Here is a 12,576-nt window from a genome sequence, read left to right on the forward strand (position 1 = left end):
TGTGACGCGGACGGAGTAGTCAGCGGTTTCACGGGCTCGACCGAGGCCCGACCACTAGGCGTACCACTGGAGGCGGTGTCACGATGTTGGCTGAGTTCCCGAGCGGTGATGTGTCATGACGACGTATCGCCTGTTGCTGAACCTGGACGCCGCGGGGGAGCCCATGGGCTTCTTCTCCTTCCGCACCACGGTGGGGGAGATCGTCGTGGCGTTCACCCAGGATGCGCTGCTCCAGCAGGCTGCCGCCCTCGCTTCGGATGTGATGGGGAGTCAGGGCGGGAAGATCGGCTGGATCGCCCTCTCGGCGGACTCGCCCGAGGCTCTGCTCGGCGAGCTCATGAGCCGCGGCGCCTTTGAGGCCGATCTGGTACTGGACACCGATCGCCTCGGGCAACAACTACTCGCTCAGATGGCTTCGGTCTAGTCACGTGAAGACCGAGGTGCTGGACCTGGGGGCGCTTCCCGGTCTCGAGGAGGTGGTCGATTCGGCGGGCGGCAACGAGCGTGATCTGTCGACCGTGACCGAGGCCATCGACGCCTCCGATCTACCGCTGCAGGCCACCATGGGGGTGCGGGAGAGCGTCTCGTCGCTCATGTCATGGCTGCGCGGGCGCCGTTTCGTGCGGTCCATGCCACCCGAGACCGTCACGATGACCTGGTTCGAGTGTCACGTCCCGCGGGGAGGCGCAGCTCAGGAGCGGCTGGAGAGCACACAAAGCGGGCAGGCAGGCGTCGTCATTAAGGCCTTTGGGACCGGCTTGGGAAGGGGACGCAAGATCGCGGTCACGGCGTCCACCGAGGCAGCCGCTCCGCGACGACTCTGCGTCTCGTACTTAGTGGACCTTCGAGTCCTGCCACACCTCTATGTGACGGACGACAGGGAGTCCGTCGTCGCAGAGGTGCTCGAACCCGTGGCCGACCGTTCCGTGGATGTCGATCCCTGTCCGTACTGCTCGGTGGCGCCGGAACAGGTTGACCCGTTCGACAACGAGTTCGACGACATCGTGTTGGACCTCCGCAGGGACTCCGTCGGTCGAAGAAAGGTCGAGAAGCTCGACTGGACCACCGAATCCTCCGTCGACGCGGGTCTCACCCTGCCGAAGCTGGGACTGGACATCTCGGTCAACGCGCGGCTGGCCGGCCAGGGCACCTTCTCTGTCACGTATGACTTCCCCGCGGGCTACCTGTTCCAGGGATACCGACCCCTCGACGGGCGAGGGCGTCTCGGGCCGAGGTGGGCGTACGTCCGATGAGTGGCAGCTCGCACCTCGCGCATGGACGTCCTCCTCCCGCCCAAGTGGAGATCTTCACGACGCTGTTCTCGGACGATGCAGCGAGATACGCCTACTCGACGCTACGGGACCGGGATCCCAGACTCGGCATCATCAGCCGTGACCCGACGGTGAATGCGTGGAGGGCATGGCTCGAGGCAAAGGAGGCGCTGGCGCAGGGCCGCCCGTGGGCAGCGGTATCGCGAATCAAGCGATCGACGGGGATCGGTGGAACACCGCCCGGGAGCCTGGTCAGCCTCGAGCAGACAGCAGTGCTGGCCGAGTGCGCTGCGCAGGGCTACCAGCCGGTGGTGGCGTTGGATCTCCACGAGCAACTCCGATCGGATCTGTTCCGGTTCGCAGGTGGGGCGGCAGCGGACGCCCACCCGGCTGCCGATCAGCTCATGACCTGCTTGCGGGAGATCGTGGGTGCCGAGGGCATGCGCATCCCGGCCCGTGACCTGGTCGGTTCGTGGGCGATCGGGCGAGGGCTCCCGCTGCTCCTCCGCCTGTCCGCACGCGCCGTGGAGCTGTTGGTCGACTCCCGGCACAGCGAGGACGCGGCTGCGGCCGGCCGTCGCTGTGAGACTGACATCGACCGGTATCACGACCTGTTCGGACTCGCGTTCGGCCCAGAGGATCTCGAGGCGGTCGAAATGTGCCTCGGCAACGTCTGGACCGCCCTCGACCCTGAGGTGGCCGCTGCTCACTTCACGGCTGCTGGGGGCGAAGACGTCAGGAAACCTTCGGCGGCAGCCAACCTGGCGAATTGCCTGCTCAGGCTCGGGCGCTTCCGCGAGGCTCGTGCACGCTACGCACGTCTCGAGTCGTACTTCGAGCTGATCGGGGACCATCTCGGAGCTTCCCGGGTTTGGGCCGGTGAATGCATCGCGGCATGGAAGGAGCGTCCTGACCCGACGGTCAGGCACAGTCTCGCCGGCGCGATCAGCATGTTCGAGGACCACATTCCCGACAGCGCTGACCGAAGGACGCTTTACACAATCAAGCGATTCCTGGAACCTGCGCTCAGTCTCATGATCACCGTTCTCGCCGCCTCCGAAGACCGATCCGACGAACGGATCAACGACTTCCTGTCGGTGTTGTGGGCCCTGCAGCGGCCCGAGCAGACGGCAGGTCTGGACCGAGAACTGCCGGAGGGGCGCGGTTGGGATCGTCTCCTCGCTGCCAGGTCGAGACCGCTCGAGATCACTCGATCAATGCTCGAACCCTTTGCCACGAGCAGAGTCGTCCATCTCTGCTCCGCCACGGACGAGGTCGTGCTCGTGGTATATGGCTTCCTCGACGGAGCGTTCTCCTTCGAGGCGGTGCCGTTGGGAGAGGCGGGTGCCGCTGACATCGAGCGCTTCCTGACCTTGATGGACGAGCAACTCGCCGCGGACCTGCGCCGGGACTCCCGCCAGCTACGCCAGATCGACGCAGAACTAGCCGGGATCGGTGAGCACCTCGGTAAGCGCCTAACCGTCGGGGCCCGAGCGTTGCTCAGGTCAGCGGAGGTCCTCTACTACATGCCCCACCCGTATGGCGCGGTCGACAGGTTCCCGCTCGGCGCACTGCGCCTGGACGGGCGATGGCTGGCGAGCACGACGAGCATCCTCCGGACCCCCGGGCCCAACCACCTCCGGGAACTGTTGTCAGCCACGCGCCCTCCGCTCCCCGGAAGTCGAGCGGCCCGAGTGGTGACGGGTGACCCCGATGCCGGGCCGTCGTCCTTGAAGCTGTTGCACGCGGAGTCGGCGCGGGCAGCGCACATCTTGACCGTGCTCGGCTTCGACGCCGCCGTGGAAACGGAGGCCGGAGCGGACGACGTGGTGGATCTTCTGGACGGCGCAGCCGGCATCGTTCACTACGTCGGCCACGGACTCGCGTCGGAGGTGTACGAGGGACTCCCCCTCACGTCCGGGGAGGTGCTTCGGCCGTATCACCTCGACCGCCTGCCCGGTTTCACCACGGGCTTCGTCTTCCTCTGTGCCTGCGACGGAGCCAGCGTCCGGCACGGACCAGGTGGCTACCAGACCGGGATGGCGAGCCGGCTCGCCGAACGCGGAGCGCCTGGTCTGCTCGCCTTCAACCACGCCGTGCCGGAGGAGCGCGCCAGCCAGGCGGTCCGTTGCGTCTATCCGCGACTGCGGCTGCTACCGTTCGGTGAGGCCGTGCGCGGGGCTCAGGAGTCCATGAGTCACGAGATGCCCGCCTACACGTGGCTTTCCCTCTCGGCGTTCGGGGATCCGGAGTTGCAGCTGGCGTCCTTGACGCAGTCAGGCGCGAAATCGCCCTCGTCCGCCAAGGCCCGCACGTGGCACGCGGCGCTGCGCTCATACGCCGTCCTCCGAACGGACGAGGCCCTCCGCGAGGCCGAAGCGGCTGTCCCCGACGCACCCCTCCCCGTTCGCCTGATCGTTCGCGAGCTGCTCTACTCGGCATACCGTGCGCCGGGCGGTCTGACCGCCGAGCGGCTCATCCGACTCGACTCCGACGGGCTCGATCAGCAGGACCACGTGACCGCTGATGGCCTCCTGTCGCTACACGCCGTGATCGTGCTGCAGCGTGCGCATGCGTGCGGATTGGACACGCAGGCGATCGGCATCCCGTCGTCCCGCGCCGAGATCCTGGATCTCTACAGCCAGCTGGTCGACGTGACGCTCATCGGATCGGCTCTTTTTGACACCCGGCTCAACGGCCTCGCTCATGCTCTCCTCGGGCGGCTGCGCGTGCGTGCGCTGGGGGAGGTGAGGTCCGCCGAGCGTTCTCTGGAGGAAGCGCTCGAGAAGCTGTTGGAGGCAGTTCCCGCCTCACCGTTTCTCGCGCGCATCCACCAGGAGACAGGTCGAATCCTCGCTCGTTAACTCGCGCCAGACCGCCCGGTACGGTGCGGCCGGAAGCGCGACCTGCCTCCGGGAGGCAGTCCATCTCGCCGAGGCGGACGGTTACGGCTCGTGAGCGCAACGGGAGAGCAGAGGCGCCAGGCATCGTCCCGCGCGTTCAGGAGCGGTGACTCGTTGCCGATGTCGGCGTGGCCTCGGCTTGGCGAGCGCCGCTCGGCGGAAGGACCGCGGACGCCGGTCGGACGCGGCGCCGTCCATGCCCGGCAGACGCAGGCCCTAGCGGCGGTCGAGCGGTGCCGAACGCGACCGGTGCCAGACGCTGCGCCAGGCCTGGGAAGCACAAGGATCAACCGTTTTCGCTGGTAGCACGCCTAGCCCTGCTCGGCTGGACCCGCATCGGCTCGCCCGGCATCTTGGGGTAGTCCGGCGGGTAGGGGAGGTCGCCCAGCCCGTCGTCCTTCGCCTGGCGCTCGGCGAGCTCCAGCAGCGGCTCGATGGAGAAGGCGTGCCCGGCCATCCCGGCGTGCTTGTCACCGACCGCCGCGAAGCGGGCCGGCATGGTCAGCACGTCGAAGTCGGTGGGGACGACGTCGGGCAGCTCGTCCCAGTCCAGCGGCGCGCTGACCGGGGCGTGCGGCCTGGGCCGGATCGAGTACGCCGAGGCGATCGTGCGGTCCCGGGCCATCTGGTTGTAGTCGATGAAGATCTTCTCGCCGCGCTCCTCCTTCCACCACGACATCGTCACGCGGTCGGGCAGCCGCCGTTCCAGCTCGCGGCCGAAGGCGATCACCGCCCGGCGCACCTCGGGGAACGTCCACCGCGGCTGGATCGGGACGTACACGTGCACGCCCCGCCCGCCGGAGGTCTTGGGCCAGCCCTCCATGCCGAGCTCGTGCAGCAGCTCGCGCACGTGCGGGGCGACCCAGACGGCGTCGGAGAAGTCGGTGCCCGGCTGCGGGTCGAGGTCGATGCGGATCTGGTCGGGCTGCTCGACGTCGGTCTTCGACACCGGCCACGGGTGGAAGGTCAGGGTCCCCAGGTTGGCGCACCAGGCGACGACCGCGACCGAGTCCGGCGCGATCTCGTCCGCCGTCCGCCCGCTGGGGAAGGTGATGTGCGCGGTCGGCACCCACTCGGGGGCGTTCTTCGGGACCCGCTTCTGGTAGAAGGCGTCGCCGGTGTTGTCCGTGCGGGTCGAGAGCCGGGCGCCCTCGAACACCCCGCCGGGCCACCGCTCGAGCGTCGTCGGCCGGTCCCGCAGCGCGAACAGGATCCCCTCGCCGACGGCGACGAAGTACTCGACGACGTCGATCTTGCGGATCCCGCGTTCGCCGAAGTACGGCTTCTCCGGTGAGGAGACCCGCACCTCGCGCCCGTCGACCGACAGGACGACGGCGTCCTTGCTGCTGGCCATCAGCGGCTCCGTCCGGGACGGCGGCTCAGGCGGCCGGGCACGTGAGTCCGTCCTGGGGCGCGACGAGGTCGACGAGGTAGGCGTTCACCGCGTCGGTGACGCAGGGCGTCTTCGGGTAGGAGGTGTGCCCCTGCCCCTGCCAGGTGAGCAGCACGCCGGACTCGAGGTCCTCGGCCAGGTGGACCGCACCGGGCAGCGGGGTCACCGGGTCCCCGGAGTTGCCGACGACGACGATCGGCGCGCTGCCCCCCGCGTCCCGCTCGGGCAGCGGCGTGCGCGGTGCGTCCCAGGTCGAGCAGGTGTAGAGGCCCGCGGCCGCGCCGGCGCCGAACAGCGGGCTGCGCTGCGACCACTCCTGGGCCAGCTGCAGCACCCGGTCCTCGTCGTAGGTCTCGTCCTCGGGGGTGTCGGCGCAGCTGATCGCCGTGTTGGCGTCGAGGAGGTTGGTGTAGCTGCCGTCGTCGAGCCGGCCCGAGGAGCTGTCGGCCAGGGAGAAGACGCCGGCCGCGTCGCCGTTGCGGGCGGCCGCCAGCGCCTGCGACAGCTGCGGCCACGTCGCGGGGTCGTACATGCCGGCGAGGACGGCGGTCGTGATCACGCCCGGCGTCGCCGTGCGGGTCTCACCGGGGGCGCTGCTGGCCACGGGGGTCGCCGCGGCCGCGGCGAGCAGGTCGTCGAGGAAGCGGCGGGGGTCGTCGCCGAGCGGGCAGCCCGAGACCAGGCCGGTGCAGTTGGCTGCGAACGCGTCGAAGCTGGCCTCCAGCGCGGTGGAGGAGGCCTCGGCCTGCTGCTGCTGGTCGGTGTCGGGGTCGACGGCCCCGTCGAGCACCATGGCGCGCACCCGGTCCGGGTAGAGCTCGGCGTAGGTGGAGCCGAGTGTGGTTCCGTAGGAGTAGCCGAGGTAGGTCAGCTGCTCGTCGCCGAGCGCCTGGCGCAGCAGGTCCACGTCGCGGGCGGTGTCGACCGTGTCGAACGTGCCCAGCGCCTCCCCGTACTCCTCAGTGCAGGCGTCGGCGGCCTCGTCGTAGAGCGCGACGACCTGGTCCATCTGCTCGCGGGTCGTCGGGCGCGGCTCGGCGGCGATCGACCGGTCCTTGAGCTCGGCGGGGATGCACTCGACCGGCGTCGACAGGCCGACGCCACGCGGGTCGAACCCGACCAGGTCGAAGCGGCGCAGCACGTCCTCGGGCAGCGTCAGCGCCATGCTCAGCGCGGCATCGGCACCGGAGGCGCCGGGGCCGCCCGGGTTGACCAGCAACGAGCCGATCCGGTCGGTCTGGCCGGCCAGCGTGGCTCGGACGAGGAACAGCGGCAGCGTCGCGCCGTCGGGCTCGTCGTGGTCGATCGGCACCTCGGTGCGGCCGCACTCGAAGGCCAGGTCGCGCTCGCTGCCGGGCGTGCCGGCGATGATCTCGCTGATCCGCGCGTCGCAGTCGGTCCAGGTGATCGGCGCGGCCTCGGGCTCGGCGTCCGCCGTCGTCGTGGCCGACGAGTCCGGGGGCTGTCCCGACTCGGAGGAGGTGCAGCCGGTGACCGCCAGGAGCAGTCCGGTCGAGGCGGCCAGCAGGCCGCGGCGCAGACGCACGGTCACGAGGGTAGGAGGCGCGCCGGACCGGCCCCGGTCCAGGGACCGGCGGCGGGCTCGGGGGCGGTCATCCGTCGAACACCTCGGCCAGGTCGTAGCGCACCGGGACCTCGAGCTGGTCGTAGGTGCAGCTGCGCGGCTCGCGGTCGGGCCGCCACCGCAGGAACTGGCCGGTGTGCCGCAGCCGCCGTCCCTCCAGCTGGTCGTACCTGACCTCCACCACGAGCTCGGGCCGCAGCGGCACCCAGGAGAGGTCCTTCTTGGCGTTCCACCGGCTCTGCGCGCCCGGCATCCGGTGCTCGCCGTCGGCCTGCACCTCGGCGTTCGCCCAGTGCTGCCAGGGGTGGCCGTCGAGCGCCTCGGCACGGTAGGGGGCCAGTTCCTCGACCAGCTCGGCCCGCCGGGCCATCGGGAACGACGCCGCGACGCCGATGTGCTGCAGGCCGCCCTCGTCGTAGAGCCCCAGCAGCAGCGAGCCCACGATCGGCCCGCTCTTGTGCCAGCGGAAGCCGGCCACCACGCAGTCGGCCGTGCGCACGTGCTTGACCTTGGTCATCAGCCGCTGGTCGGGGCCGTAGGGCAGGTCGGGTGCCTTGGCGACGACGCCGTCGAGCCCGGCGCCCTCGAACTCCTCGAACCAGCGCTGCGCGGTCGCGACGTCCCGGGTGACGGCGGTGACGTGCACCCGCTCGGTGGACCGCACCGCATCGTGCAGCCGGGCCTGCCGCTCGGCGAAGGGCGTCTCCAGCAGCGACTCCTCACCCAGCGCCAGCAGGTCGAAGGCGACGAAGTGGGCCGGCGTCTGCTCGGCGAGGAGGTCGACCCGCGACTGCGCGGGGTGGATGCGCTGCAGCAGCGACTCGAAGTGCAGCCGGTCGCCCTGCGGCACGACGATCTCGCCGTCGACCACGCACCGCTCGGGCAGCGCCTCCTTGACCGCGGCCACGACCTCGGGGAAGTAGCGGGTCAGCGGGCGCTCGTTGCGGCTGCCGAGCTCCACCTCGTCGCCGTCGCGGAAGACGATGCAGCGGAAGCCGTCCCACTTCGGCTCGTAGAACAGGCCCTCCCCGGTGGGGAGCTTCGTCGTGGCCTTGGCCAGCATCGGCTTCACCGGCGGCAGCAGGGGCAGGTCCATGCCGGTCAGTCAAGCAGCGGGCCCCGACGGCGCACACCGCGCCGTCGTCCGAACGGGTGGCGCCGGCCCGCCCTCGTCCCCGGCCGCACCTCATCGTGGTCCGGAGGGAGGTGCAGCGGCTGAGTAGACTAACTCACATGACTACGTCGGTCGGCGTGCACGAGGCGAAGACACACCTGTCGCGCCTCCTCGAGAGGGTCGCCGCGGGCGAGGAGGTCGAGATCACCAACCGGGGCCGAGTGGTCGCCCGGCTGGTCGGTCCCACCCGGCGGACGCCCAACTTCGACTTCGACCGCGGCAACGTGTGGATCGCGGACGACTTCGACGACCTCCCCCAGGACCTGCAGCGGGCGTTCGAGGGCGAGGAGTGAGGGTCCTCCTCGACACCCACGTGCTCGTCTGGGCCACCCACCAGTCGGCCCGGCTGGGTGCGGCCAGAGACCTGGTCCTCGACGCTGACCAGCGGTTGCTCTCCGCGGTGTGCGTCTGGGAGCTCGCGATCAAGCAGCGCCTCGGAAAGCTCTCCGTCGGCACCGACGTCCGGACGTGGACCCGGCGGGTGACCCGCGAGCTCGTGCTCGACCACCTGCCGGTCACCGCGGAGCACGCCGCCGCGGTCGAGCAGCTGCCCGACGTGCACCGCGACCCGTTCGACCGGCTGCTCGTCGCCCAGGCGGTGGCGGAGGACGCCGTCCTGGTGACCGCGGACCGGCGGCTGCTCGGCTACGGCGACGCGGTCCGGCTGGTCGGCTGAGCGAGGGGGCTACCGGTCGACGGCGTAGCGGGTGAACAGGACGCCGTCCTCCTCGAGCACCTGCACCAGCCGCGGCCGGACGACGGCGCCGAGGGCCCGGTCGAGCAGGCGCGCCTCCCCGCCGACGAGGGCCGGCGCGATCGTCAGGTCCAGCTCGTCGACCACCCCGGCGGCCAGGGCCGAGGTGAGCAGCGCCGGGCCGCCCTCGCACACCAGCTGCTCCAGCCCGCGGTCGGCCAGCCGGTCGAGCGCCAGCAGCAGGTCGACGTCGTCCTCGCCGCAGACGAGGACGTCGACGCCGGCCTCGGCCAGCTCGGCCCGCCGGTCCGGGTCGGCCGCCGCGCAGGTGACGAGGACCGTCGGCGCGACGGCCAGCCGGTCACCGGGGGCCAGCGAGGCCCGCCGCGAGACGACGACGACCGGCGCCGACACCGGCCGCCCCAGGCCGGTCCGCAGCCGCCCGACCGCGGAGTCGGCGGCCACGGGCCGGTAGCCCTCGGCCGCCGCGGTCCCGTGGCCGACGAGCACGGCGTCGGCGAGCGCCCGCAGCACCCGGAACACCCGCTTGTCACCCGGTGACCCCAGGCCCGCGCTCCTGCCCCCGACGGTGATCGCCCCGTCGAGGGAGGCCACGAAGTCCACCCGCACCGACCGGCCGGCCGGCAGCGCGTAGGCCGCCACCAGGTCCTCGTCGGACAGCTCGGCGCCCGGGGGTGGCAGCAGCCGGCGCACCTCAGGCGGTGGTGAGCACGGCCGCGCTCTCCGGCGGCACGGTCACCGTCGTCCCGTCGAGCGCGGGCAGCTCACCGCTGGCGAACAGCACGTCGTGCGCCGGCACGTCGAGGTCGACCTCGCGGGGCTCGCCGGAGAGGTTGGCCACGATGCGCAGCGACCCGCGGTGCACCACCAGCCACCGGTCGGCGTCGTCCCAGCTGACCGCCACCGACGACAGGTCGGGGTCGACGAGGTCGGGGTGGGCGCGCCGCAGGGCGATCAGCGCGCGGTGCACGCCGAGCAGGTGCGCGTGCGGCTCGCGCTGCACCTCCGCCCAGTCCAGCTTCGAGCGCCGGAAGGTCTCGGGGTCCTGCGGGTCGGGCACCTCGTCGGCGTCCCACCCGTGCCCGGCGAACTCGCCCTTGCGCCCCTCGGCCGTCGCCCGGCCGATCTCCGGGTCGGTGTGGCTGGTGAAGAACTGCCACGGCGTCGAGGCGCCCCACTCCTCGCCCATGAACAGCATCGGGGTGAACGGGCTGGTCAGCACCAGCGTGGCGCCGACGGCGAGCAGGCCGGGGGAGAGGGACGCCGAGACGCGGTCGCCGATCGCGCGGTTGCCGATCTGGTCGTGGTCCTGCAGGTAGCCGAGGAACTTCCAGCCCGGCAGCGCCGCGGTGTCCACCGGGCGGCCGTGGTGCCGGCGCCGGAAGCTCGACCACGCGCCGTCGTGGAAGAAGGCGCCGGTGAGCGTCTTGGCCAGCCCGGACAGCCCGGCCGCGGCGAAGTCGCCGTAGTAGCCCTGCCCCTCGCCGGTCAGGGTCGAGTGCAGCGCGTGGTGGAAGTCGTCGCTCCACTGCGCGGAGATGCCGAGGCCGCCGGCGATGCGGGGCGTGACCGTGCGCGGGTCGTTGAGGTCGCTCTCGGCGATGAGGGTCAGCGGCCGGCCGACGGCGACCGACAGCCGGTCGACCTCCTGCGCCATCTCCTCGAGCACGTGGGTGGCGCGCTCGTCGACCAGCGCGTGGACGGCGTCCAGCCGCAGCCCGTCGACGTGCATGTCGCGCAGCCACATCAGCGCGTTGTCCAGGATGTAGCGCCGCACCTCGTCGGAGTCCGGGCCGGAGAGGTTGACCGAGCTGCCCCAGGTGTTCGCCCCGCCCTCGCTGAAGACGGGCATGAACAGCGGCAGGTAGTTCCCGGACGGGCCGAGGTGGTTGTAGACGACGTCCTGGACGACGCCGAGGCCACGCTGGTGGCAGGCGTCGACGAAGCGCTGGTAGGCCGCAGGGCCGCCGTAGCTCTCCTGCACCGCGTACCAGAGGACGCCGTCGTAGCCCCAGTTGTGCGTGCCGTCGAAGCCGTTGACCGGCAGCAGCTCGACGAAGTCGATCCCGAGGTCGACGAGGTGGTCGAGCCGGCCGATCGCGGCGTCGAGGGTGCCCTCGGGCGTGAAAGTGCCGACGTGCAGCTCGTAGACGACCCCCCCGGCCAGCGGGCGGCCGGTCCAGGCGCGGTCACCCCACGCGTACGTGGCCGGGTCGTAGCGGCGGGACAGCCCGTGCACGCCCTCGGGCTGGCGGCGCGAGCGCGGGTCGGGACGGGGCGTGTCGTCGTCGCCGAGCAGGTAGCCGTAGTCGGCCTCGGGTGCGGCCTCGACCTCGGCGCGCCACCAGCCGGTGTCGTCCCGGCGCATCTCGTGCACCGTTCCGTCGACCTGCAGCCGGACCCGCTCGGGGACCGGCGCCCAGACGGCGAACTCGACGGGTGCGGACATGCGGGGGCCTCCAGGGGTCGTGCGGGGTGACCGGAGGTTGGTGCCCGCCCACCGGCGGGCCAACCGCTGCGGCGGCAGCCGGGGGAGCGCGTCCCCCGGCTGCCGCGCGGCGTCAGGGGAGCTGCAGGACCTGGCCGACGAAGATCTGGTCGGCGTCGCTGACCGTGCCCTGGTTCAGGTCGAACAGGGCCTCCCAGGTCGTGCCGTGGGCCGCGGCGATCGTCGACAGCGTGTCGCCGGCGGCGACCGTGTAGCTGCCACCCGACGGCCGGTCGGCGCGCGAGGCGGCCACGGGCTCCCGCTCCGCCGGAGCGGGAGCGGCGGCCGGCGCCGGAGCGGGAGCCGCGGCCGGGGCCGCGCCGGCCTCGGGCGCGGACGGGTTCAGGCCCTTGCCACAGGTGGGCCAGGCGCCCGGGCCCTGGGCGTCGAGGGTCTTCTCACCGACGGCGATCTGCTGCGCCTTGGTCGCCAGGTCGGCGCGCGCGGCGTAGGCCGTGCCGCCGAAGGCGGCCCAGGTGCTCTGGCTGAACTGCAGGCCGCCGTAGTAGCCGTTGCCGGTGTTGATGCTCCAGTTGCCGCCGGACTCGCACTGGGCGACGGCGTCCCAGTCGTTGGGGGCGGCGGCCGAGGCGGGACCGGCGGCCACGCCGAGCGCGGCAGCGGCCACGCCGGTCGTGAGGACGGCACGGCGGAGCAGGGAGGTGGACGTGCGCATGGGGGGACTCCGATCCGCCGCCTGCGAGGTGAGCTGTCGGGTTCGGAGCGATCGGTGCCCCGGCCACACGTCGTGCGGCCTCACCCCAAGGCGCTGCCCGGTCCCCGTGACCGTGGTGGCAGGCGCCGGAATGGGTCCCCCACCCCCGTCCTGGATGTGCAGTGGAACGGAGGCCGGCGGACGGGGTTCGGCGGACCGGCTCCGGCACGCGGCTCTCTGTCGGCCGGGTGCGTGGGCAAAGGTAACGGCCACATCACGGCGCGGCACGTCGCGCCCCACGGGTCCCAGGCGTGTCACGCCCGCCGGCCGGGCCGGCGCCGGACGTCCGCGCAGCTCACGCCCCCGTCGACGACGGGGACGTGAGCTGTGTC

11 protein-coding genes and 1 riboswitch are annotated in these 12,576 nt (G+C 71.8%); of the genes, 5 read left to right on the top strand and 6 right to left on the bottom strand.

The genetic code is table 11. The features are described from left to right. Nucleotides 1–115: 115 nt before the first annotated feature. From ACU616_RS18775 to ACU616_RS18785, 3 genes are read left to right on the top strand one after another with little or no spacing between them, the layout of a single operon-like run. The gene (locus ACU616_RS18775; protein WP_446759931.1) at nucleotides 116–424 is read left to right on the top strand and encodes a hypothetical protein; all 309 of its coding nucleotides are present in this window, start codon (nucleotides 116–118) and stop codon (nucleotides 422–424) included. Nucleotides 425–428: 4 nt separating this feature from the next. Then, nucleotides 429–1,253: a hypothetical protein gene (locus ACU616_RS18780; protein WP_446759932.1), complete on the top strand. Its 825-nt coding sequence runs from the start codon at nucleotides 429–431 to the stop codon at nucleotides 1,251–1,253. A gap of 44 nt (nucleotides 1,254–1,297) precedes the next feature. Further along, the gene (locus tag ACU616_RS18785; protein ID WP_446759933.1) at nucleotides 1,298–4,135 is read left to right on the top strand and encodes a CHAT domain-containing protein; all 2,838 of its coding nucleotides are present in this window, start codon (nucleotides 1,298–1,300) and stop codon (nucleotides 4,133–4,135) included. A 325-nt stretch (nucleotides 4,136–4,460) separates the two neighbouring features. On the opposite strand, the gene ACU616_RS18790 is transcribed toward ACU616_RS18785, so the two are convergent. The 3 genes from ACU616_RS18790 to ACU616_RS18800 all read right to left on the bottom strand — a co-directional run bounded on the left by ACU616_RS18790 (nucleotide 4,461) and on the right by ACU616_RS18800 (nucleotide 8,248). Next, entirely contained in the window at nucleotides 4,461–5,528 is a 1,068-nt protein-coding gene (locus tag ACU616_RS18790; RefSeq protein ID WP_446759934.1) for a DNA polymerase domain-containing protein, read from the bottom strand. Between the two features lie 25 nt (nucleotides 5,529–5,553). Further along, nucleotides 5,554–7,113 carry an alpha/beta hydrolase gene (locus ACU616_RS18795; protein ID WP_446759935.1) on the bottom strand — a complete coding sequence of 520 codons (1,560 nt, stop codon included), beginning with the start codon at nucleotides 7,111–7,113 and terminating at the stop codon, nucleotides 5,554–5,556. A gap of 67 nt (nucleotides 7,114–7,180) precedes the next feature. After that, a complete protein-coding gene (locus ACU616_RS18800) occupies nucleotides 7,181–8,248 on the bottom strand; it encodes an ATP-dependent DNA ligase (protein ID WP_446759936.1) in 1,068 nt (355 codons plus the stop codon). A 137-nt stretch (nucleotides 8,249–8,385) separates the two neighbouring features. On the opposite strand from ACU616_RS18800, the gene ACU616_RS18805 reads away from it, so the two are divergent. Then, nucleotides 8,386–8,619, top strand: coding sequence for a type II toxin-antitoxin system Phd/YefM family antitoxin (locus ACU616_RS18805; protein ID WP_446759937.1), 234 nt, complete (start codon nucleotides 8,386–8,388; stop codon nucleotides 8,617–8,619). Then, nucleotides 8,616–9,002, top strand: a complete 387-nt coding sequence (locus ACU616_RS18810; protein WP_446759938.1) for a type II toxin-antitoxin system VapC family toxin — start codon at nucleotides 8,616–8,618, stop codon at nucleotides 9,000–9,002. The genes ACU616_RS18805 and ACU616_RS18810 overlap by 4 nt, the downstream gene beginning before the upstream one ends. A 9-nt stretch (nucleotides 9,003–9,011) precedes the next feature. Here ACU616_RS18810 and ACU616_RS18815 read toward each other — a convergent pair whose 3' ends face one another. The 3 genes from ACU616_RS18815 to ACU616_RS18825 all read right to left on the bottom strand — a co-directional run bounded on the left by ACU616_RS18815 (nucleotide 9,012) and on the right by ACU616_RS18825 (nucleotide 12,205). Beyond that, nucleotides 9,012–9,734 (bottom strand): dihydrofolate reductase family protein, encoded by a 723-nt coding sequence (locus ACU616_RS18815; RefSeq protein ID WP_446759939.1) that lies wholly within the window; start codon nucleotides 9,732–9,734, stop codon nucleotides 9,012–9,014. A gap of 1 nt (nucleotide 9,735) precedes the next feature. Next, complete coding sequence (gene treZ / locus ACU616_RS18820; protein ID WP_446759940.1) at nucleotides 9,736–11,490, bottom strand: malto-oligosyltrehalose trehalohydrolase; 1,755 nt, start codon at nucleotides 11,488–11,490, stop codon at nucleotides 9,736–9,738. Between the two features lie 112 nt (nucleotides 11,491–11,602). Next, the gene (locus tag ACU616_RS18825) at nucleotides 11,603–12,205 is read right to left on the bottom strand and encodes a LysM peptidoglycan-binding domain-containing protein (protein WP_446759941.1); all 603 of its coding nucleotides are present in this window, start codon (nucleotides 12,203–12,205) and stop codon (nucleotides 11,603–11,605) included. A gap of 5 nt (nucleotides 12,206–12,210) precedes the next feature. Beyond that, a riboswitch (cyclic di-AMP (ydaO/yuaA leader) is annotated at nucleotides 12,211–12,376 on the bottom strand. Between the last annotated feature and the right edge of the window lie 200 nt (nucleotides 12,377–12,576).

The organism is Geodermatophilus sp. URMC 62 (assembly GCF_052931475.1).

What these genes read in the sequence shown, in the direction of transcription:
- treZ (WP_446759940.1), bottom strand. Translation starts at nt 11,490, where the DNA reads ATGTCCGCACCCGTCGAGTTCGCCGTCTGGGCGCCGGTCCCCGAGCGG.
- ACU616_RS18775 (WP_446759931.1), top strand. Translation starts at nt 116, where the DNA reads ATGACGACGTATCGCCTGTTGCTGAACCTGGACGCCGCGGGGGAGCCC.
- ACU616_RS18805 (WP_446759937.1), top strand. Translation starts at nt 8,386, where the DNA reads ATGACTACGTCGGTCGGCGTGCACGAGGCGAAGACACACCTGTCGCGC.
- ACU616_RS18825 (WP_446759941.1), bottom strand. Translation starts at nt 12,205, where the DNA reads ATGCGCACGTCCACCTCCCTGCTCCGCCGTGCCGTCCTCACGACCGGC.
- ACU616_RS18790 (WP_446759934.1), bottom strand. Translation starts at nt 5,528, where the DNA reads ATGGCCAGCAGCAAGGACGCCGTCGTCCTGTCGGTCGACGGGCGCGAG.
- ACU616_RS18800 (WP_446759936.1), bottom strand. Translation starts at nt 8,248, where the DNA reads ATGGACCTGCCCCTGCTGCCGCCGGTGAAGCCGATGCTGGCCAAGGCC.